A 20,739-nucleotide genomic window follows, 5' to 3' on the forward strand; every position below is an offset into this window, starting at 1 on the left:
ATGGTGCCCGCCCCGCGGTGTCGGCGACTCCTGGGTCAGAGCAGTTGATGAAGGTCCAGCTCCCGCTCACAGGCTGCGATTAGACCGAGAATCTTTGGATGCGAAGCCAGCTCGGGAGGCAGTTTGGTGGACGAGTCCAGTCTCGCTGTCAAGAGTTGATCAAGACCGAGGCGAGAGACACCCGCCATATCAGCACCTCTGAGGTTGGCGCTTTCCAATACAGCACCGCCCAGGTCAACTCCGTTGAGGCAAGGTCATCGACGCCTTGCCGGGGAGGTCGATCTGACAGCCGTGCAGGACAGCGGACCGGGAACTGATGGTACGTCAACTTGTCACGGGGTGAGCCGCACGCGGATGCCCAGCGTCCGGTTCGCTCCCCGCAGCCAGCTGTCGAAGATCATGAGGCGGCCGAGGATGCCGTACTTGCGGGCGATGAGGGTGCGGTAGCGGGCGCCGGTGGCCGCGTCGGTGATCTCGGCGGTGGCCGGGACCGGGTCGCCTGTCGGGTTGCCGCGCAGGTCGCAGGGGCCGACGAGGATGTCTCCGCGGGCTCGGATCCGCTTGACCTTCCAGGAATCGGCCGGGGTCCGCACGCCCAGCGTGTCTCCGTCGCGTACCACCCACACCGGGGTGGCGACCGGGGTGCCGTTCTTGCGGTAGCTGGTGACCAGCATGTACTTGCTGGCGCCGAGCTGCTCCAGCAGCGTGTCGCCCATGGCGCGTTTCTGCTCCTTGTCGCTGAGTTCGAGGTTGTCGGCCACTTGGGCGGCGTGCTGCGATGTCAATTCGCGCATGAGGATGCCTTCTTCCGAGGGGGCGGCAGCGCGTGTGAGGTTGCGGGGTGGGATTGCGTACCGCCGCCGGGGCCGGGACGGTTCAGCTCAGCGGGACGTCGAGGACGGCCTTGCGGTGGCTGAACGTCTCGATGGCGGCCGTGGTAGTTGCCCATGCCGCTCTCGCCGACACCGCCGAAGGGAAGCGTCGGCACGGCGAGGTGGCGCATCGGCAGGCCGAAGTTGAGGCCGCCCGAGGAGGTCTCGGCGCCGAGGCGGCGCTTGGTGGTGTCGTTCTCGGTGAAGGCGTACAGGGCGAGCGGCTTGTCGCGGCCATTGATGAACGCGATCGCCTCGTCCAGGTCCGCCACGGTCAGGATCGGCAGGATGGGCCCGAAGATCTCCTCCTGCATCACGGGCTCGTCGGGCCGGACATCGAACAGCACGGTCGGGGCGATGTACTTGTCCGCGCGGTCGGTCTGTCCGCCGGTGACCGTCCGGCCGGAGCCCAGCAGCGCGGACAGCCGGTCGAAGTGCCGCTCGTTGATGACCCGTCCGTAGGCGTCGGACGTCTGCGGGGCCTCGCCGAACAGCTCCTTGAGCGTGACGACCAGGGCGGCCTGCAGTTCGGTCGCGGTGTCCGGGTCGGGGAGGAGGAAGGTCGCGGCAGTGCAGGTGGTGCTCGGTCAGGTAGTGAGGGCCGCGCGGGCGGGCGTGGTCTCGCCGTCGTCCGAAGGGGCGGCCGTGTCGGTGGTGGGCGAGGGGGACCTGCGGCGGATCGCCAGGCCGACCATGGCCACACCAATGACGAGGACGAACGCCATGCCGGCGAGGGCGAAGCTCAGGGTGTACTGGCTCTCGGCGGGCAGTGCGGGGGCACCGGGGGGCAGGTGGTGGAGCGTCTTGGAGGCGAGCAGCGAGGTGATGACCGCGCTGCCGATCGCGCTGCCGGTGGAGCGGGAGATGGAGTTGATGCCGTTGGCGATGCCGGTCTGGTGGTGGGGAACGCCGGCCACGATCAGGGCGGGCATCGCGGCGTAGCCGAAGCTGATGGCAACGCCGACGACCATGCCGGCCAGGATCACCGACGCGGTGGTGTCGTGGGCGAGGGTCAGCCAGGCGAAACCGACGACGCCGAAGGCGGCACCGGCGGCGAGGGTGAGACGCGCGCCGATGCGGCGTACCAGCATGCCTCCGAACTGGGCGGCCACGAGCGAGACGAGGGCGGAGGGCAGTAGGTAGAGGACGGAGGCGCGTAGGACGGAGGCGCCGAAGCCGTAGCCGGCGATCTCAGCGGGTGTCTGGACGAGGTAGGAGACGCCGATGAACTGCGCAAACATGGCGAATCCGACGAGCAGTCCGGCGATGTTGGTGAACAGGACCGGGCGGTGGACGAACATCTTCATGTCGACCAGGGGGTCGCGGACCGTGCGCTCGACGACGACCCAGAGGACCGTGGTGACGGCGGCGCCGGCGAAGAGGGCGAGCGTGCGGGGTGAGGTCCAGCCCCAGGTGTGGCCCTGCGAGATGGGCAGCAGGAGCAGGACGAGCAGCAGGGCGAGGCCGGCGGCGCCGAGCCAGTCGGTGCGCCCGCCCGTCCGGGTGCGGGGCGCGGGCACTGCGAGGGCAACCGCGATGAGGGCGATGGTGGCGAGTGCGGCGGCCAGCCAGAAGACCTGATGGTAGTCGGGGTGCGCACCCTGGGTCAGGAGTCCGGCGCTCACCAGGGCGAGGCCGCTGCCGACCCCGAGCGTGCCACTGACCAGGGCCATGGCGCCGGGCAGTCGCGCGGGCTCGACCTCTTGGCGCAGCACGGACAGCGCGAGCGGGAAGATCGCGGTGGCGGCGCCCTGCATCACGCGGGCCACGATGAGCAGCAGCATGGAGCTCGTGGTCGCGGCGAGCACGGATCCGGCGACCATGACCACCAGCACCCCGAGCAGGGTCGGCTTCGTGCCGCGCTGGTCGCCGAGGCGGCCCAGCAGCGGCGTGAAGACCGCGGCCGACAGCAGCGTGGCCGTGGTGACCCAGCTGACCTGGGCCGTGGTGGCGCCGAGATCGTTCTGGATGATGCCGAGGATCGGGATGACCAGGGTCTGCATCATCGACACGACCATGGCGGCGAGACCCAGCACCAGAACGAGGCTGAGGCTGCCGATTCGGCGCTCTGGCGCGGTGGGGAGGGAGGACTTCACGGTCTTCTTTCCGGTGGAAGGTCACCAAAGGATGGATGCATCGATGGTCGATGAGTCAAACCATTGAGGTACTCGATGCTTGAGGACATCAAACAATGTAGAGCTGGTGAATGTCAAAGGTTGGGATACTCAAGCTTTCCGCGGTACCCTCGGCACATGCCGTCCATCCCCTCCAAGGCGCAGCTCATGGAGCTGCTCGCCCATTCGGTCACTACGCACTACGCCGACTTCACCGCCTCCGCCGCCGACACGGGCCTCACCTCCAGTCAGGCAAAGACCCTCTCGGTGCTGCGACGCGCGCCCGCCTCGATGCGCTCGCTCGCGCACACCCTCGCCTGCGACGCGTCGAACATGACCGGGATCATCGACCGACTCGAAAAACGCGACCTGGTCCGCCGCGAAGTCAGCACCACCGACCGCCGCGTGAAGAACGTCGCCCTCACCAAGACGGGCGAGAAGGTGATCGACACGATCCGCGAGCAGATGGAGCAGACGCAGACGGGCCTGGACAACCTGTCCGACGAGGAGCGCGCCGAGCTCTTCCGCCTGCTGACGGTCGTCTTTCCGCGCTGATGTGCACGGTGCTGTCCTGTCGAACAATCGAGCGGTGACTGGCGCGCCGGCCGGGGCCCCGCAAGTAACCTTCGCGCGCAGTCGGACGGTGGCGAAGGTGGACTCGATGGGGTCGGCCGTCCACAGACGGATCAGTGTTCGGCGGTGAAGTTGTATGCGCCAGCAGCTCGGCCTCGAGGCCGATGATCTTATTCTCCGCATTGGGGAACTACATGCTGTAGAGCCAGGCGAACGCCTTGATCGCTTGGTCGCTGGGCCGACCGCAGGAGAGCGTTGAGCACGTTGACTGTCCTGTGAACCCAGCGCCTTGATCCCGGGAGGAAGACCTCGGCCAGGGCCTTCCGGAAGCCGAGAGCCTCATCGCCGACTGCCAGGACCGGAGCCCGCATGCCCCGGCGGGCGCAGGCGCGCAGCAGGTCCGCCCAGGGTTCGCCCGCGAGGTCGCGGTCCAGAACGCGGCGTGGCGGCCTGCCGCTGCCGGGTGTCAGGCGGGTGACCGTGGCTGGCGACAGCCCGGCCGAACCGCCAAGAAGCTGCTCCAGTACGGGCGCGAAGCCGCCCGAGGGTAGGTCGTGCACGTAGAGCAGCAGCCCGGCGCTGCCGCCTCTGCAAGCCTTCGCAGGAGCCGAACGACTGCACCCTGTTCCTGCGGCAGTGGGTGCGCTCACCGGCCCTCATGGGGCCATCGCGCCCAGCTCGCGGCACCTGGCCGAGGCGGTCTGCGCCTCGGTGCCCGAACGTAGCGAGCCCGTCGCGGTGGAACTGGGTGCCGGCACGGGACCGTTCACCGCCGAGATCCAGTGCCGGCTCGGCGGGCGTGGCCGCCACCTGGCCGTCGAAATCGATCCACTCCTCGCCCAGCGCCTGCGCCACCGCCACCCGAGGGCGGAGGTGATCCAGCACGAAGCCGTGGACCTGCGCCACCTGCTGGAGGAGCGCGGCAGCGAGAGCACCGACGTGGTGGTCAGTGGCCTGCCCTAACCACGGTGAACTGGCTCAACGGCTGTTGGCCCTTGTGCCGTTGCGATGAACACGTGTATTCCGCCCTCTGCTCGCCGTCCTCATCAGCTACAGGTGCGACCTGAAGGACACGCGGTAGGCGTCTCCCAGGCGGTCGCACTCGGCGAGAGTGCCGTCGAGCAGGACGTAGTCGGGATCGGTCTCGCGCAGCACATTGAGCAGGCCCGGAGCACGCTCTGCGAGCAGCCTGATCACCGCGGTGGTGTAGGCGTGGGCGGTGCCCACGGAAGAAGTCCCGGGCGAAGGATGCGGCACCCTGTAGTCGATGCCCGCTGCCGCTCCGGGACGTCTGAAGCGCTGAACCCGCTGCCTGGCACACGCACCCGGCCCCATGAGGCCAACAGCCGGTCCCCCGCAGAGGGCAGCGACCGTGTCTGTGCCTTGCCTGTGAATGACGGCAACCTCCTGCCCGTCGGCGGCCACTAAGGGGCGACACCGGCTCGATCTTCCAGAACGGATGAGCGATGAAGAAGCAGCAGGCCCCACAGCACCGCCGACGCCGGCTTCGGCTCGCAGTGGGTACACCGCTGGCACTCATCGCCGCGGGCGTCATCGCCTACGGCACGGTCTTCGGGATGTTCGGCGACGACGGCAAGCCCCAGGCGTCCGCGGCGACGGCCCCGGTCCCCGACAACGCGATGGCGGCCGTGGCCGCAATGCAGCCGGGATGGAACCTGGGCAACAGCCTGGAGGCCATCCCCAACGAGACCAGCTGGGGCCAGCCCCGCACCGCCAAGGCCCTGCTGGACTCGGTCCACGCCCAGGCCACCGATCACGACAAGGTCCTGGACCGCTTCAACACGACCTGGACCCAGATCGCCACCGCGTTCCGGAACGAGCCCGCCCAGCTGGTCTTCGAGAGCGTCAACGAGCCCCAGTTCGACAACACCGACAACGCTCGCAAGGCCGAGCTGCTCAACGAGCTGAACACGTCCTTCCACAAGGTCGTTCGCGCGTCGGGAGGCAACAACACCAAGCGCCTGCTCATGCTGCCCACCGAGGTCTGCACCCCCGACCAGCGGCTGATGGACAACCTGGCCACCACGATCAAGTCGCTGCACGACCCACGGCTGATCGCCACCGTGCACTACTACGGCTACTTCCCGTTCAGTGTGAACGTCGCCGGCTCCACCCGCTTCGACGCGCAGGCCCGGGGAGACCTGGACAAGACGTTCAGGCGGATGCGCGACACCTTCGTCGCCCGGGGCATCCCCGTCGTCCTCGGCGAGTACGGCCTGCTCGGCTACGACCACGGCCCCGGCGCCGTGGAACGCGGCGAGATGCTGAAATACTTCGAGGCGCTCGGCCACGCCGCCCGCAGTAACAAGGTCACCACCGTGCTGTGGGACAACGGCTCCTTCTACGACCGCGGCAAGCTCCGGTGGAAGGATGCGGGACTCTTCCGCCAGATCAAGTCGGGTTGGACGACGCGCTCGGCAACCGCCTCCTGGGACAACGTCTTTGTACCGAAGTCCGGTCCCGTCAAGGACCGTACCCTCACGCTGAACCTGAACGGAACCACCTTCAAGGCTCTCAAGCAGGGCACCACCAAGCTGGTCAGCGGCAGGGACTACACCCTCTCCGGCAACCGGCTCACCCTGAAGGCCGCCACGCTCACGCGGCTCGTCGGCGACCGTTCCTACGGGGTCAACGCGATGCTCCAGGCCGAGTTCTCCCGAGGAGTCCCCTGGCGGATCCAGGTGATCTCCCACGACGCCCCGGCACAGTCGAGCACGACCGGAACGGCCGGTTCGTTCCGCATCCCCACGCAGTTCCGGGGTGATGTGCTGGCGACGATGAAGGCCGAGTACGTCGACGGCGGCAACGCCGGTCCTACCAGCTGGACTCCGTACCAGCAGTTCAACACCGCCTTCGCGCCGGACTACGCCAAGAAGGCCATCCGCCTCACTCCCGCCTTCCTCGACACGGTCAAGGACAACGCACGCATGAAGCTCACCTTCCGTTTCTGGAGCGGCGCCACCGTGACGTACCACGTGACCAAGTCGGGAAGCACAGTGACCGGTACGGCGTCCTGAGGTGGGGCGGGTGTCCGCCCGGGGAGACTCCCCGGGCGGACACCGCCTTCCAGCCACGAGTGAATTCGCCGACGCTCCGTTCACCGGACGTGGCGCGCGATACCGGTCGCCTTCGCCATCAGCATGGAGCCGACCGCGATGACCGGCCAGGCCAGGCAGGCCCGGCGGTCGCGGTCTTCCTGGCCGAGGAGGCGTTCGCCAGCGTCGTCGCCCTCACACCGTTGAGTTCCGGCGAGGAATTCGCCCCGCAGAGCGTCGAGTTCGCCTTCCCCGCCCCGCGTGACACCCGATCGTTCACCGAGCTGTTCCGCTGCCCGCGGCATGGGCCGGGCGGCCGATGCACCCGACGTGCCGTCCTTCGTCGAACAGGCCTGACGGCACGCTTCCAGTGAGCGCACGCTGCGCCGTCGTCTGGCCGAGTGCGGCACGACGTACGAGGCGGTCGTCGACGGGGTGCGCCGCGAGCGGGTCGAGCAGCTCATGCGCCGACCCGAGCCGACCCTGCGGGACATCGCCCGGCAGGCGGGTTTCTCCGACGTGCGAGCACTGCGGCGGGCGGTGCACCGTTGGCACGGGGTGACCCCGGACCGGCTGCGCAGGGAGGTCGCGGAACCGTAAGGGAGTGCCCACGCGCCACCGGGCCACCGCGCCACCGGGTGCGGATCCAGACGGTCTTCTCTCTGGTCCGCTGCGCGAAGGCCTCGGTGGACTTCTCCGCGCCACCGAACCCCGACTGCTTCCACCCGCCGAAGGGGGTGGTGATGTCGCCTTCGCTGTAGGCGTTGACGGAGACCACCATGTCGCTGCCTGCCAGGGCCGGGACAGACCGCCTCGATAAACCGGCTCAGCGAAGTCAGTGGGGGTCGGGCCGGCACAGCGCTCCACTTGGCCATTCGGAGACACGGCCGTCTCGGCCGGCCCCACGGCTGGGTCAGCCCGGCTTGACCGCCAGCGTCGCAAAATAGTTCGACATGTATTGAGCGGATGCGTTGGATTGGTGCGGCGCTTCCGCGAAGCCGGTGAGGATGAACCCCGCGGCGAGTTGCCCGCCGATCTGGTCGGTGAGGGTGTGGCTGTATTCAAGAGCGGCATCCGCGCCGAACTTCGTGGCGCGTTCCTCGGCGGAGTACTGCGTGACATCGCTGTAGGGCAGCTTGTGCACGACGATCAGCTCGCCGCGCTCGTCGAGCGCCTCGTGGTCGAACAAGTACACATCAGGGTTGAGGAAGCCCACGAGCAGAGTTCCGCCCGGTCGCAGGACGCGGAAGCACTCACGCCACACCGGTGCCAAGTCCGGTACGAATAGGTTGGAGACCGGATGGAATACGACGTCGAATGTTGCGTCGCCGAAGGCGCTGAGGTCGCGCATGTCGCCCAGGACGGTGCGCAGCTCGAGTCCGTCGCGCGCCGCCACCATCTGGTCCTGGCCGAGCTGGCGGGGTGAGTTGTCGAATACGGTGACCCGCGCCCCTGCGGCGGCGAGGATCGGACCCTGCTGGCCACCGCCGGAGGCCAGGCACAACACGTCCTTGCCGGTCAGGTCCGTCGGCAGCCAGGAGCGGTCGACTGGCTCACGCCCGATGAGAACAATCGACCAGTCGCCCATGCGGGCGCGCTCGACATCCTCAGCACTCACCGGCCTCGACCACTCGTTGCCCTCTTGGACATACTTGTCCCAGGCTGCCCGATTGTGGGCAACGGGGTCGACAACAATGTCCTGCACGTTTAACTCCCTGCTACAGCCAAGCGGACACCTGCGGTACTGACAGTTCGGTGCCGCCAGCCAACACGATTGCAGGGTGCGGGCTCAACGAAATTAGCGGGCATCGAGGTGTCCACGGGCTCGACGGGTGGTCGCGCAGCGGGTGCGTAAGCGCGAGGGCGAGGAGATCTCCCAGGTACTCCTGTTCGACACGGACCGTCCTGCGGGGCCCGTCGAGGTTCGGTTCGAAGCGGTCGGCCCGGTGACCACCGTCCGGCTGCGCGAAGTGCGCCTGTTGCGCTGACGGCGGCGCCCGCCCGTCACTTCCCCGCTGTCGTCCCGAAGGGGAGCGCTTCGCCCGAGCGCAGGTGCTCCCTCAGCCACTGCTCGGTGTTGCTCACGTGCAGCAGTGCGGCGGCCTGGCTGAGGGTGGCGTCACGGGTGGACAGGGCGTTGAAGATCGCCTCGTGCTCGGCAAGGGTGCGGCCCGCGGCCTTGTCGTCGACCAGACCGCGCCAGATGCGGGCGCGCAGGGTGCGGCCGGAGATCCCTTCCAGGAGGGTGAGGAGGGTCTCGTTGCCCGTTGCCGAGACGACGGCGCGGTGGAAGGCGGCGTCGTGGGCGTTGAGCCGTTCGACGTCGTCGCGGGCCTCGCGCATGGCGTCCAGGTGCCGCTTCACCTCGGCCAGCTGCTGATCAGAGATCCGCGTGGCGGCAAGGGCTGTGGCCATGGGTTCGAGGAGCCGCCGTACCTCCATGAGGTCCTGCAGGGCGACCGAGTCGCCCTGCAGCAGTTCCACCGCGCCGCCGAGCCCCTCCAGCAGCAGGCTGGGCTGGAGGCTGGTCACATACGTGCCGTCGCCCCGCCGCACCTCCAGGACCCGCGCGACGGCCAGCGCCTTGACCGCCTCGCGGGCGAGGTTGCGGGACAGGCCCAGCTGCGCGGCCAGGTCCGGCTCCGGTGGGAGCTTCGAACCCGGAGGCAGCGCACCGGTCCGGATCAGTTCACGGATCTGCTCGATGGCCTTGTCCGTCAGAGACACCGCGCATCCCTCCCCCCACTGTGCCCCGCGAGCACGTCCGACCTGATCAGCCCCTGAGTGCGGAGATCGTCCCAAAGGCCGTCCGGGACCTGCTGATCATGGAGTTCCACGTTTCGTCCGACCTGTTCCGGTGTACGCATGCCGAGGGTGACGTTGATGATACTGGGATGGGTGTGCGGGAAGGCGATCGCGGCGGCGGGCAGGGTGGTCCCGTGTGCCTCGCAGACCTCGGCGATCGCCCGAGCCCGGACGACCAGAGCCGGCGGGGCATCCCGGTAGTCGTACTTCATGCCCTCGGCGGGCCGGTCGCGGGAGAGCAGTCCCGAGTTGAACACGCCCACCGCCACCACGCTCTTGCCGAGTTCCCGCGCGGCGGGCAGGACGTCGTCCAGCGCCGACTGGTCCAGGAGCGTGTAGCGCCCGGCCAGCATCACCACGTCGGCGGCCGTCTCGCGCAGGAAGCGGGCGAGCATCGCCGACTGGTTCATGCCGGCGCCGATGGCGCCGATCACGCCCTGGTCACGCAACTCCGCGAGCGTGGGCATGGCCGCCTCGGCCGCCTGCCGCCAGTGGTCGTCCGGATCGTGCAGGTAGACGATGTCCAGCCGGTCCAGGCCGGTGCGCTGCAGCGTGTCCTCGATGGAGCGGAGTACGCCGTCGCGACTGAAGTCCCACTGCCGGCGCAGGTCGTCCCGTACGACGAAGCCCTCGGTGTCGACGCCACGTGGCTCCTCGTTGGGCACCAGCAGCCTGCCCACCTTGGAGGAGATGACGTACTCGTCCCGCGGGCGACCTTGCAGGGCGGCGCCCAGGCGGCGCTCGGAGAGGCCGAGGCCGTAGTGCGGTGCGGTGTCGAAATACCGCAGGCCGGCCTCCCAGGCCGCCTCGACGGCGGCGGTCGCGTCGTCGGCCGGGGTGACGCGGTAGAGGTTGCCGATCACGGAGGCCCCGAAGCCGAGCTCGGTGAGTGAGACGGACGTGTTCTGGATCTTCCGCTGGTGCAAGACGGGCTCCTGGGATACGGGCGAAGGGGGCGCCGGTCAGCGTCTGACGTGGGGCGACCCGCCCGCGATGAGCGCCTCGACCTCGGCGAGCGAGGCCATGGAGACGTCTCCGGGCGTGGTCATGGTGAGCGCGCCGTGGGCGGTGCCGTAGGCCAGGGCGCGCTCCAGGCCGGTGCCGCTGAGCAGTCCGTGGATCAGGCCGGCGGCGAAGGCGTCGCCGGAGCCGATGCGGTCCAGGACCTGCAGGCCGGGCATCCTGGGGCCGGTGACGAAGCCGGTTTCGGCGGACCAGGCGGCCGAGGACCAGTCGTTGACGCCGGCCGAGGGCACGTCGCGCAGGGTCGTTGCCAGCACTTTCGCCTCGGGCAGCAGGCCGGCCACCTCGGCGAGGGCGTCCGCCACTTCGTCGTCCCCGACGCGCGCCTGTCCCGGGTACGCCCCGGCCAGGCCCAGGGCGCCCACCACGACGTCGGCGTGCCGGGCGAGGCGCAGGTCGACCTCGCGGGCGGCGTCGGCGCCGCCCCGGCCGGCCCAGAGGCTGGGGCGGTAGTTGGGGTCGTAGGAGACGGTGACGCCGTGGCGGCGGGCCGCGGCCATGGCCTCGTCGGCGACGTCCACCGTGGTGTCGGACAGGCCGGCGAAGATGCCGCCGGTGTGGAACCAGCGCACCCCGGCCGAGAACACGGTGTCCCAGTCGACGTCCCCTTTGCGCAGCTGGGAAACGGCGGTGTGAGCGCGGTCGCTGACGCCCAGCGCGCCGCGGATGCCGTACCCGCGCTCGACGAAGTTGAGGCCGTTGCGGGCGGTGCGGCCGATACCGTCCTCGGGCACCCAGCGGATCAGCGAGGTGTCGACGCCGCCCTGGAGGATCAGGTCCTCGACCAGCCGGCCCACCGCGTTGTCGGCGAGAGCGGTCACGACGGCGGTGCGCAGGCCGAAGCAGCGGCGCAGTCCGCGTACCACGTTGTACTCGCCGCCGCCCTCCCAGACCTGGAAGGAGCGGGCGGTGCGGATCCGTCCCTCACCCGGGTCGAAGCGCAGCATCACCTCACCGAGGGCCACCACGTCGATCACGTCGTGCTCCTCTCCACCGCGTCGGCCGTCAGTCGACGGATGTCCTCGTATTCGCCCTTGTCCAGATGGGCGACGGTGGCCATCCAGCTGCCGCCCACGGCGAGGACCGCCGGGTCGGCGAGGTAGGCGGCCATGCGGGAGGCGTCGATCCCGCCGGTCGGTACGAAGCGCGTCCCGGGGAAGGGCGCCGCGAGCGCCCGCAGCGTCCGCAGGCCGCCGAGCGGCTCGGCGGGGAACAGCTTGACGGTGTCGACACCGGCCCGCAGGGCGCGCATCAGCTCGGTGGCGGTGGCGATGCCGGGCACCACGGGCACCCCCAGTTCCCGGCACTTGTCGACGACCTCCTCGTCGAAGCCGGGTGAGACCACGAAGCGAGCCCCGGCCGCCACGGCCCGCTCCGCCTGCTCGGGCGTGAGGACCGTGCCGGCGCCGACGGTGAGCCCCCCATGGGCGGCCATCGTCTTGAGCACCTGCTCGGCGCCGGAGGTGCGGAAGGTGACCTCGGCGCACCGGGCGCCGCCCGCCGTAAGCGCGTCGGCCAGCGGGCCGGCCGTCGCGGTGGACGGCACGGTCAGCACCGGCAGGAGACGGGCTCCTGCCAGTACGGTGGCCGGGTCGGTGCCGTTCATCGGCCGAGCCATCCGCCGTCGACGGGCAGGACGACGCCGTGGATATAGGCGGCGGCGTCGGAGGCGAGGAACACCGTGGCGCCTGCCAGGTCGTCGGCGTCGCCCCAGCGGCCGGCCGGGATGCGGTCCAGGATCGCTTTGCTGCGCACCGGGTCGTCCTGCAGTGCCTGGGTGTTGTCGGTGGCGATGTAGCCGGGCGCGAGGGCGTTGACGTTCACCCCGCGTGGGGCCCACTCGTTGGCCAGCGCCTTGGTCAGTCCCGCGATGCCGTGTTTGGCGGCGGTGTAGCCGGGGACCGTGATGCCGCCCTGGAAACTGAGCAGTGACGCCGTGAAGATGATCTTCCCCTGGCCGCGGGCCACCATCGGCGCGCCGACGGCCCGGGCCAGCGCGAACTGCGCGTTGAGGTTGACCTGGAGCACCAACTCCCAGTCCGCGTCGCTGTGTTCGGCGGCCGGAGCGCGTCGGATCGTCCCCGCGTTGTTGACCAGGATGTCCACCGGCCGCTGGCGCGCAGCGAGGTCCGCGCCCAGGGCCCGTACGGCCTCGGGATCGGCGAAGTCGGTGCGGATCGCCTCGAAGGAGCGGCCCGCGGCGAGGACGTCCTTCTCGGCCGCGCTGCCGGACTCCTCCAGCGAGGCGCTGACCCCGATGACGTCCGCGCCGGCCCCGGCGAGCGCGCGCGCCATGGCCCGACCGATGCCGCGCCGGGCTCCGGTGACGACGGCGAGCTTTCCGGTGAGGTCGAAGGCGGTCATACGGCCACTCCCTGGGCGTCGTCGGTGCAGTCCACGAGGATCTTCATCACGTCGCCGCCGCCCTCCAGGGCCTCGAAGGCGGCGGGCGCCTGCATGAGCGGGACGACCTTGCTGATCAGCCGCTCGGCCGGGATCGTGCCGTCCGCCACCAGGGCCACCGCGCGCTCGAAGTCGCCGCGGTCGTACAACCGGGCGCCCACCAGGGTCAGTTCGCGCCAGAAGAAGCGGTGCAGATTGACCTCGCGGGGGCGGGGGTGGATGGCGACAAGGCACAACCGGCCGCGCACCCCGAGGACGTCCACCGCCGTGTCCACGCCGGCCGCCGCGCCGGACACCTCGAAGGCGACGTCCGCGCCCGCCTCCCCGGTCCACTCCCGCACCAGTGCCGGCACGTCGTCGTCGTCCGGGTTCCACGCCGTCAGCCCCAACTCCTCGGCCAGCAGGCGGCGGTGCGCGCTCAGCTCCACCACCCGGACCTCGGCGCCCGCGGCCCGCGCGACCAGCGCGATCAGGATGCCGACCGGGCCGCCGCCGACCACGACGACATTCTCGCCTTCACGCACGGCGGCCCGGCCCACGTCGTGCACGGCCACCGCGGTCGGCTCGACGAGCGCGGCCCGGTCCAGGGGGAGGGAGCCGGGCAGCCTGATCAGCGTGGAGGCGGGCACCGTCCAGCGCTGCTGCATCGCGCCCGGGGAGTCGATGCCGATGAAGTCCAGGTGCTGGCAGATGTGCTGATGGCCCGCGCGGCAGGCCGGGCAGGTGTCGTCCCAGCGCAGCGGCATCACCGTGACCGCGTCACCGGTCTGCCAGCCCTCCACGCCCGGACCGACGCTCACGACGCGGCCGGACATCTCGTGCCCCAGGACGGCGGGCGTGTGGACCCTCGCGTCCATGTCGCCGTGGAAGATGTGCAGATCGGTGCCGCAGATGCCGACGTAGGCGGGGGCCAGCTCCACCTCACCCGGACCGGGCGGCGCGCTGAGCGCGGGAGCCGTGTCCAGGGTGCGGGCGGATGTGTAACGGACGGCGAGAGTCATCGTGTCGTCAGGGTCCCTTCAGCGCGGACACCGATGGTCAGCAGCAGGTTGGCGTAGGTACGGGTGTCGGCGGTGACGATCGCCAGCGCCAGGTCGGGCGAGCGGGCGGCGTCGTAGAACTCGAAGCGGCCGAGCGTGTCGACCGGGACGGGCGCGAGCATCGAGCGGTACTCGGCGATGGCGGGCGGCTCCGGTTCGCCCTCGGGCGGCACCATGACGTGGGCCGCCTCGACGGGGAGGGCACGCATCAGGACGTCGAGCACCGTGGTGACGTCCAGCAGACCAGGGGCCAGGTTGAGGTGGACGGCTCTGGCGCGCTCGCCGATGGCGGTGCTCGCGGGGTAGTGGCCGTCGGCCAGCAGGACACGGGCGCCGTGGCCGGCTCCGGCCAGGGATGCAAGGATCCCGGGGTGCAGCAGTTCCGTCAGGAGCACGGTGTCCCCTCCTTCGCGGGGGCGGGGGGCAGGCGGTAGAAGGCGGTCGCGGTGCCGGCGAGCACCGCGTGGATCTCGGTCCCGGAGCAGCCGTCCAGGAGCTCCTCGACGGTGGCGGCCCAGCGGTTCCACCCGCCGGCGAGGAGGCAGACCGGCCAGTCGGAGCCGAACATCAGCCGGTCGGGACCGAAGGCGGAGAGCAGGACGTCCCACACGGGGCGGATGTCGTCGATGGTCCACTTCTCGTGGTCGGCCTCTGTGATCAGCCCCGACACCTTGCAGCGGACCTGGGGATGCCTGGCCAGTGCGCGCACCAGCCGAGTCCAGTCGGTGAGGTCCTGCCTGGCGAGCGGTGGCTTGCCGGCGTGGTCCAGGACGAGCGGCAGCCCGGGGAGCCGTTCCGCGAGACGGATCGCCTGCGGGAGCTGGTGGCTGCGGACCAGCACGTCGTATCCGAGCCCTCGCTCCCCGACCGCTCGTAACCCCCTTTCCACGTCCGGCCGTTGGAGCCAGTGCGGGTCTGACTCGCCCTGCACGACGTGCCGTACGGCCCGCAGGTACCGGCCCGCGTGCCCGGTCCGCAGGTCGTCGAGTACGTCGCCGATCGCGGGGGACGTCAGATCCGCCCAGCCGACCACGGCACCGATCAGCGGGTCGCTGTCGGCCAGGGCGAGGAGGTCGCGGGTCTCGGGCACGGAGGCGACGCACTGGACGACCACCGTGCTCGTCAGTCGCCGTCCGGCGATCGGCCGGGTCGCGGCCGATCGCAGTTCGTGCGAACGGAAGGTGCGGCGGATCGGCTCATGCCCGGGCTCGTCCAGCCAGGGCTGCGGCCGGACGTCCAGGTCCCACACGTGGTGGTGGGCGTCGACGAGGGCCTGGGCGTCAGACACGAGCGGTCCAGACGGGGCCGTCGGGGTAGGCGTACTCCTTGAGGGACTCGGCGTGCATCTGCGCGCTCAACCCCGGCAGCGTCGGCGTCAGGTAATGACCGTCGACGATGCGTACCGGGTCCACGAAGTGCTCGTGCAGGTGGTCGACGTACTCGATGACCCGGTCCTCGGTCGTGCCGGAGACGGCGACGTAGTCGAACATCGACAGGTGCTGCACCATCTCGCACAGGCCCACGCCACCCGCGTGCGGGCAGACCGGCACGCCGAACTTCGCGGCGAGCAGCAGGATCGCGATGTTCTCGTTGACGCCGCCGACCCGTGCGGAGTCGATCTGCACGATGTCGACCGCGCCGGCCTGGAGGAGCTGCTTGAAGACGACCCGGTTGGCGATGTGCTCGCCGGTGGCGACCTTGATGGGGCTGACGGCCTGGCGCACGGCGGCGTGGCCGAGGATGTCGTCGGGGGAGGTGGGCTCCTCGATCCAGTACGGGTCGTACGGCGCCAATGCGCGCATCCAGTCGATCGCGGCCTGGACGTCCCATCTCTGGTTGGCGTCGACTGCGATGCGGATGGAGTCGCCGACCGTCTCGCGCGCGGTGCGCAAGCGCCGAATGTCGTCCTCCAGGTCCGCGCCGACCTTCAGCTTGATCTGCGTGAAGCCGTCGGTGACGGCCTCGCGGGCGAGGCGGGCCAGCTTCTCGTCGGAGTAGCCGAGCCAGCCGGGGGTGGTGGTGTAGGCGGGGTAGCCCTGGTCGAGCAGGCGGCCGATGCGCTGTTCGCGGCCGGGCTCGGCGCGGCGCAGGATCTCCAGGGCCTCCTCGGGGGTGAGGGCGTCGGACAGCCAGCGGAAGTCGACCTGCGCGACCAGGTCCTCGGGTGACATCTCGCCGAGGAAGCGCCACACGGGCTTGCCGGCCCGCTTGGCGGCCAGGTCCCAGGCGGCGTTGACGACCGCGCCGGTGGCCATGTGGATGGCGCCCTTCTCCGGGCCGAGCCAGCGTAGTTGGGGGTCGTGCACGAGGGAGCGGGAGAACGCGCCGAGGTCGGCGCAGACTTCTTCGACGGAGAGCCCCACCACGTGCGGGGCGAGGGCGGCGATGGCTGCGGCCTGCACGTCGTTGCCGCGGCCGGTGGTGAAGGCCAGGGCGTGGCCCTCCAGGCCGTCTCCGGCGTCGGTGCGCAGGACGACGTAGGCGGCGGAGTAGTCGGGTTCGGGGTTCATCGCGTCCGACCCGTCCAGGTGCTCGGACGTCGGGAAACGCACGTCCAGCACGTCCAGGGCGGTGATACGGGCAGAGGCCGGTGAAGCGGACAGGGCGGATGACATGGCGGCAACTCCTGTGAGGTGCAGGGGTGATACGGCCCCTTGCGACGAGAGACGGGGCGGCGGAGGGTGTCGGGCGTCCGGGACGGCCGCCGGGTTCACTCCTGGACCTTGCCGCCCGTGATGCGCGAGATGGTCAGTGCGACCAGGATGATCAGGCCGTTGAGGGCGCCGATCCACTGGGCGGGGACGCCGGCGAGCGTGAGCACGTTCTGGATCATGAAGAGCAGCAGGATGCCGCTGAACGCCCCGAACATGGTGCCTTTGCCGCCGTTCAGGCTGATCCCGCCGATGACGGCGGCGGCGAAGACGGTGAAGATGTAGCCGTTGCCCTGCGCCGAGGCGACGGAGGCCAGGCGTCCGGAGAGCATCAGTCCGGCGAGGGCGGCGAGGACACTGCCGGTGACGATGACGATCCACAGCACCCGGTCGGTGCGGATGCCGGCCGCCTTCGCCGCGTCGACGTTGCCGCCGATGGCGTACAGCGAGCGGCCGAAGCTGGTCCAGCCGAGCACCACGATCGCGACGGCGAACAGCACCAGGCAGACCCAGATGGACGCGGGCATCCCGAACCATTCGGCGGTGCCCAGGTAGAGCATCGAATGCGGCAGCTGGAAGAAGGTCTGACCGCCGGAGATGCCGGTGAGGACGCCGCGCAGGACGATCAGCATGCCGAGGGTGACGATGAAGCCGTTGAGGCCGAAGCGGATGATCAGCAGGGCGTTGATCACGCCGACGAGCGCGCCCACGGCCAGGGTGACGGGAATGGACCACGCGCCGGGGAGCAGTCCGAGTCCGTGGCCCGCGCCGACCGGCACGACCAGCCAGGCCGCGACGCCGGGCGCGAGGCCCATGGTGGACTCGAGCGACAGGTCCATCTTCTTGACGATCAGGATCATCGTCTGGGCGAGGACCAGCAGGGCCATCTCGGACATGGTCTGCAGGACGTTGATGAGGTTGTCGGCCTGCAGGAAGACCGGGTTGACGATCTGTCCGACGATCGCGATGACCACGATGGCCGGGACGAGCGCGAGGTCGCGCAGCCGGGCCAGGGGTATCCGGCCGCCGAGCAGCACGGTCCGCTTGGGCGCCGGCTCCGTGCCCTTGGCGGCGGCGGTGTCCGCGAGGACGGTTTCAGGCATTGCTTCAGGCATTCAAGTCCACTCCTTCCATCGCGGCCACGAGGTCGTGGTCGTGCCAGCCGCGGGCGATCTCTGAGGTCACACGGCCCTGGAACATCACCAGGACCCGGTCGCACATGCGCAGGTCGTCGAGTTCGTCGGAGGCGATGAGCACTCCGGTGCCGGTGGCCGCGGTCTCCTCGACCTTGCCGAGGAGGAACTCCTTGGAGCGCACGTCCACGCCCGCGGTCGGGTTGATCAGGACCAGCAGCCGGGGGTCGTCGGCGAGGGCGCGGGCCATGACGACCTTCTGCTGGTTGCCTCCGGACAGGGCGGAGACGGGCAGTTCGGGACCGGGAGTCTTGATCGCGAGGTTCTCGATCATGCCCTCGGCGAGCCGGTCCCGGCGGCTGCGGCTGAGGAACCCGTTGGGGCCGAGCCTGCGGGGAACGGACAGGGTGGCGTTGTCCGCGATCGACATGTCGGGAACGAAGCCCTGGTGGTGCCGGTCCTGCGGGACGAACCCGGCGCCTGCGGCGAGCGCCGCGGGCACGCTGCCCGGCCGGGGCCGCCTCCCGGCGATCTCCACCTCGCCCGCCGCTGCCGCCCGAAGCCCTACGACGGTCTCGGCGACCTCGGTACGACCGCTGCCGGCCGCCCCCGCGAGGCCGACGATCTCGCCGGCCCCGATCTGGAAGCTGACGTCGTCGTACGCGTCCCCCCGCAGAGCGCGAACGCTCAGTGCCGCCGTGGCACCGGGATCGTGGACGCTCGTGCGTTCCTCGCGCCGGTCGGCCGCCGCCTCGCCGGTCATGGCGGCGACGAGGTCGGCGCGAGGCAGTTCCGCGACCGGTGCGGTCACGATGTGCCGGGCGTCGCGGAACACCGTCACCATGTCGCAGATCTCGTAGATCTCCTGGAGGTGGTGGCTGATGAACAGGAAGGTCACGCCCTGGCGTTGCAGGTCGCGGATGCGGTCGAAGAGGCGGTTGATGGCCGCCCCGTCGAGTTGGGCGGTCGGCTCGTCGAGAACGATGAACCGGGCCCCGAAGGACAGCGCACGGGCGATCTCGACGAACTGCCGCTGCTCGACGCTCAGATCACCGGCCGGGGTCTGCGGGTCGACGTCCACCGACCAGGTCGACAGCAGGTCCTGTGCGCGGCGACGGGTGGCCTGCCAACTGATGAGCCGGCTCTGTCCGTGGTCGTGCCGGTTCAGGAAGAGGTTCTCGGCGACGGTCAGTGTGGGGATGATCGTCGACTTCTGGTAGACGCAGGCCACGCGTTGCCGCCAGGCGTCACGGTCGCTGAGCCGGGGGGCCGGCTCGCCGCCGAAGGACACCGTTCCCTCGTCGGGGGCCTGAAGGCCGGTGAGGACCGACACCAGGGTCGACTTGCCGGCTCCGTTGCGGCCGACCAGCGCGTGGGTCTCGCCGGGCCGGATGGTGACCCGGGCGCCGTTCAGGGCCAGCGTGGGGCCGAATCGTTTGACTATGCCCGTCGCCTCGACGACGGGCGGGTCCGAGGGTGCCCGCCCGTCGTCCGCCGGGGCGGGCGCGGGGGTGACTGCTCGCTCCCCGTCGCTCATCTCAACCGCCTTGTTCTCGTGGGCCGTTGTTCCGGAAGGCGAATCAGCCGAGGTTGTTGCCCCACAGCGACTTGTCGTCGCTCTTGACGCTGGGCACGCCGCCGTAGGTGCCGCCGTCGGCGGTGACGAGCGGGGCGGAGAGCTGGTCCTCGAGCACGCCGTCGCGGACCTGGATGATGGTGCTGTCGTGGTCGGTCTTGCCGGGCTTGAACGTCTTCCCGTCGATCGCGGCCTTGACGTAGTACAGGGCGTACTTGGCGTAGAGGTCGGCCGGCTGCGAGACCGTGGCGTCGATCTTGCCCGCGGCGATGGACTTGAGCTCCTCGGGGATGCCGTCGTTGGACACGACGAACACGTGCTTCTTGTCCTTCGGGCCCACCAACAGGCCCTTCTGCTTGAGGACTTGGAGCGTGCCGGACAGCGCGAAGCTGGCCTCCATGTAGACGCCCTTGATGTCCGGGTGGGCCGTCAGATCGGTCTGCAGCTTCTGGGCGGCGACGGCGCCGTCCCAGTTGGTGGCCTCACCGAACACCTTGATGTCCGGGTAGTTCTTCTTCATGCAGTCGTTGAACGCCTCGGTGCGGTCACGGCCGTTGATGGAGTCCAGGCCCCCCTCGAGCATCACGACCTTGCCCTTGCCGCCGAGCTTGGTGCCCAGGTACTGACAGGCCTTCTCACCGTAGGCGCGGTTGTCGGCACGTACGACCATGAACACCTTGCCGCTGTCGGGGCGGGTGTCGACGGTGACGACGGGGATCTTCTTCGCCTCCAGCTGCGCGAGGGTGGGCGCGATGGCGGCGGTGTCCTGCGGGGCCATCGCGAGGCCCTTGACGCCCTGGCTGATGAACGTCTGTGCGTTGGCGGTGAGTTTGGCGACGTCGTTCTGCGAGTTGGTCGTCTTCAGGTCCAGGCCCAGCTGCTTGCCGTACTGCGGCGTGTACTTGATGTAGGAGTTCCAGAAGTCGGTGTCGGAGCGGGGGTAGTCGACGCCGACCAGCGGCGTGTCGCTCGACGACGCACCGCTGGTGGAGCCGCTGCTGCAGGCGCTGAGCAACGCCAGTGCGGACAGGGCGGAGACGGCTGAACAGAGGGCGGTTCTGACTCTCATCGGTGCTTCCTCGCGCCGGTCCCGTAGCGGGAGATGATTCGCCTCGACGACATCTGCGTATCGCCGTGCGGTAGAGATGGGATGTTTATAGGCGCGCTCCCGGCACCCTGTCTACCCCCGAGATCGAATGAGCATCAAAATGCCAGCTGGCAAGCCGCCCGGGACGCGGGACGACGCCAAGAAGGCAACAGATCCATCCCATCAATCCTCGCGTTCGGATGGATCTAAATCGGCCGTGAAGCCCCGACAGACATGCCATGTTTGGGCAGTCGTAAATCGCATCAGACACGCCTTAAGCAGAGCAAACTCCCTGACCGTGCGGCGCTTTTCATCCCTGCACGCCGGTTGACATCCCAGGGAGACATGGCGGACCTTCATGCGTAACAAGCGGCGCCCTCCATTCCCCTGTCCCCTTCTGCACCAG

19 protein-coding genes and 5 pseudogenes are annotated in these 20,739 nt (G+C 69.8%); 5 read left to right on the forward strand and 19 right to left on the reverse strand.

What is annotated here, in order from left to right; all coding sequences use genetic code 11:
- Positions 1-35: 35 nt before the first annotated feature.
- From CRP49_RS49460 to CRP49_RS40890, 4 genes and pseudogenes are all read right to left on the reverse strand, one after another.
- A pseudogene (locus tag CRP49_RS49460) lies at positions 36-242 on the reverse strand (hypothetical protein); the annotation flags it as partial.
- Positions 243-332: 90 nt separating this feature from the next.
- Positions 333-716, reverse strand: coding sequence for a PPOX class F420-dependent oxidoreductase (locus CRP49_RS40880; protein WP_097259300.1), 384 nt, complete (start codon positions 714-716; stop codon positions 333-335).
- Between the two features lie 160 nt (positions 717-876).
- Positions 877-1,450: pseudogene (locus CRP49_RS40885) on the reverse strand (aldehyde dehydrogenase family protein); the annotation flags it as partial.
- Positions 1,451-1,459: 9 nt separating this feature from the next.
- The gene (locus CRP49_RS40890) at positions 1,460-2,968 is read right to left on the reverse strand and encodes an MFS transporter (protein WP_257033800.1); all 1,509 of its coding nucleotides are present in this window, start codon (positions 2,966-2,968) and stop codon (positions 1,460-1,462) included.
- 186 nt (positions 2,969-3,154) lie between these two features.
- Here CRP49_RS40890 and CRP49_RS40895 point away from each other — a divergent pair, with 186 nt between their 5' ends.
- Positions 3,155-3,541, forward strand: a complete 387-nt coding sequence (locus tag CRP49_RS40895; protein WP_097259302.1) for a MarR family winged helix-turn-helix transcriptional regulator — start codon at positions 3,155-3,157, stop codon at positions 3,539-3,541.
- Positions 3,542-4,195: 654 nt separating this feature from the next.
- Complete coding sequence (locus tag CRP49_RS47340) at positions 4,196-4,522, forward strand: class I SAM-dependent methyltransferase (RefSeq protein ID WP_097258430.1); 327 nt, start codon at positions 4,196-4,198, stop codon at positions 4,520-4,522.
- Positions 4,523-4,642: 120 nt separating this feature from the next.
- Here the strand turns inward: CRP49_RS47340 and CRP49_RS40905 are convergent.
- A pseudogene (locus CRP49_RS40905) lies at positions 4,643-4,789 on the reverse strand (IS5/IS1182 family transposase); the annotation flags it as partial.
- 236 nt (positions 4,790-5,025) lie between these two features.
- On the opposite strand from CRP49_RS40905, the gene CRP49_RS40910 reads away from it, so the two are divergent.
- Together CRP49_RS40910 and CRP49_RS49465 are read left to right on the forward strand one after the other, a co-directional pair.
- Positions 5,026-6,597 (forward strand): cellulase family glycosylhydrolase, encoded by a 1,572-nt coding sequence (locus CRP49_RS40910; RefSeq protein ID WP_097258431.1) that lies wholly within the window; start codon positions 5,026-5,028, stop codon positions 6,595-6,597.
- Positions 6,598-6,758: 161 nt separating this feature from the next.
- Positions 6,759-7,215, forward strand: a pseudogene (locus CRP49_RS49465) (helix-turn-helix domain-containing protein); the annotation flags it as partial.
- A gap of 34 nt (positions 7,216-7,249) precedes the next feature.
- Here the strand turns inward: CRP49_RS49465 and CRP49_RS48990 are convergent.
- Positions 7,250-7,393, reverse strand: a pseudogene (locus tag CRP49_RS48990) (aldehyde dehydrogenase family protein); the annotation flags it as partial.
- A 135-nt stretch (positions 7,394-7,528) separates the two neighbouring features.
- Entirely contained in the window at positions 7,529-8,320 is a 792-nt protein-coding gene (locus CRP49_RS40920; protein WP_097258432.1) for a class I SAM-dependent methyltransferase, read from the reverse strand.
- A gap of 142 nt (positions 8,321-8,462) precedes the next feature.
- Between CRP49_RS40920 and CRP49_RS47345 the strand changes: the two genes are divergently transcribed.
- The gene (locus CRP49_RS47345) at positions 8,463-8,603 is read left to right on the forward strand and encodes a hypothetical protein (RefSeq protein ID WP_179852008.1); all 141 of its coding nucleotides are present in this window, start codon (positions 8,463-8,465) and stop codon (positions 8,601-8,603) included.
- Positions 8,604-8,619: 16 nt separating this feature from the next.
- Here CRP49_RS47345 and CRP49_RS40925 read toward each other — a convergent pair whose 3' ends face one another.
- The 12 genes from CRP49_RS40925 to CRP49_RS40980 all read right to left on the reverse strand — a co-directional run bounded on the left by CRP49_RS40925 (position 8,620) and on the right by CRP49_RS40980 (position 20,315).
- Positions 8,620-9,342, reverse strand: a complete 723-nt coding sequence (locus CRP49_RS40925) for a FadR/GntR family transcriptional regulator (protein ID WP_097258433.1) — start codon at positions 9,340-9,342, stop codon at positions 8,620-8,622.
- The gene (locus CRP49_RS40930; protein ID WP_097258434.1) at positions 9,333-10,346 is read right to left on the reverse strand and encodes an aldo/keto reductase; all 1,014 of its coding nucleotides are present in this window, start codon (positions 10,344-10,346) and stop codon (positions 9,333-9,335) included. Before CRP49_RS40930 ends, CRP49_RS40925 begins: the two co-directional genes overlap by 10 nt.
- Positions 10,347-10,382: 36 nt before the next feature.
- Positions 10,383-11,420 (reverse strand): sugar kinase, encoded by a 1,038-nt coding sequence (locus tag CRP49_RS40935; RefSeq protein WP_097258435.1) that lies wholly within the window; start codon positions 11,418-11,420, stop codon positions 10,383-10,385.
- Complete coding sequence (locus CRP49_RS40940; RefSeq protein ID WP_097258436.1) at positions 11,417-12,049, reverse strand: bifunctional 4-hydroxy-2-oxoglutarate aldolase/2-dehydro-3-deoxy-phosphogluconate aldolase; 633 nt, start codon at positions 12,047-12,049, stop codon at positions 11,417-11,419. The genes CRP49_RS40935 and CRP49_RS40940 overlap by 4 nt, the downstream gene beginning before the upstream one ends.
- Positions 12,046-12,807 carry an SDR family oxidoreductase gene (locus CRP49_RS40945; protein ID WP_097258437.1) on the reverse strand — a complete coding sequence of 254 codons (762 nt, stop codon included), beginning with the start codon at positions 12,805-12,807 and terminating at the stop codon, positions 12,046-12,048. The genes CRP49_RS40940 and CRP49_RS40945 overlap by 4 nt, the downstream gene beginning before the upstream one ends.
- Positions 12,804-13,847, reverse strand: a complete 1,044-nt coding sequence (locus CRP49_RS40950; RefSeq protein ID WP_097258438.1) for a zinc-binding dehydrogenase — start codon at positions 13,845-13,847, stop codon at positions 12,804-12,806. The genes CRP49_RS40945 and CRP49_RS40950 overlap by 4 nt, the downstream gene beginning before the upstream one ends.
- On the reverse strand, positions 13,844-14,281 hold the full coding sequence (locus CRP49_RS40955) for an RbsD/FucU domain-containing protein (RefSeq protein ID WP_097258439.1): 438 nt from the start codon (positions 14,279-14,281) through the stop codon (positions 13,844-13,846). The genes CRP49_RS40950 and CRP49_RS40955 overlap by 4 nt, the downstream gene beginning before the upstream one ends.
- Positions 14,272-15,174 carry an amidohydrolase gene (locus tag CRP49_RS40960; protein WP_097258440.1) on the reverse strand — a complete coding sequence of 301 codons (903 nt, stop codon included), beginning with the start codon at positions 15,172-15,174 and terminating at the stop codon, positions 14,272-14,274. The genes CRP49_RS40955 and CRP49_RS40960 overlap by 10 nt, the downstream gene beginning before the upstream one ends.
- Positions 15,167-16,501: an L-fuconate dehydratase gene (locus tag CRP49_RS40965; protein ID WP_097258441.1), complete on the reverse strand. Its 1,335-nt coding sequence runs from the start codon at positions 16,499-16,501 to the stop codon at positions 15,167-15,169. The genes CRP49_RS40960 and CRP49_RS40965 overlap by 8 nt, the downstream gene beginning before the upstream one ends.
- 95 nt (positions 16,502-16,596) lie before the next feature.
- A complete protein-coding gene (locus CRP49_RS40970; RefSeq protein WP_097258442.1) occupies positions 16,597-17,640 on the reverse strand; it encodes an ABC transporter permease in 1,044 nt (347 codons plus the stop codon).
- Between the two features lie 4 nt (positions 17,641-17,644).
- Complete coding sequence (locus tag CRP49_RS40975) at positions 17,645-19,207, reverse strand: sugar ABC transporter ATP-binding protein (protein ID WP_097258443.1); 1,563 nt, start codon at positions 19,205-19,207, stop codon at positions 17,645-17,647.
- Positions 19,208-19,250: 43 nt separating this feature from the next.
- On the reverse strand, positions 19,251-20,315 hold the full coding sequence (locus tag CRP49_RS40980; protein WP_097258444.1) for a sugar ABC transporter substrate-binding protein: 1,065 nt from the start codon (positions 20,313-20,315) through the stop codon (positions 19,251-19,253).
- Between the last annotated feature and the right edge of the window lie 424 nt (positions 20,316-20,739).

Source organism: Streptomyces sp. Ag109_G2-15 (assembly GCF_900215565.1).
Classification (GTDB): domain Bacteria; phylum Actinomycetota; class Actinomycetes; order Streptomycetales; family Streptomycetaceae; genus Streptomyces; species Streptomyces diastatochromogenes.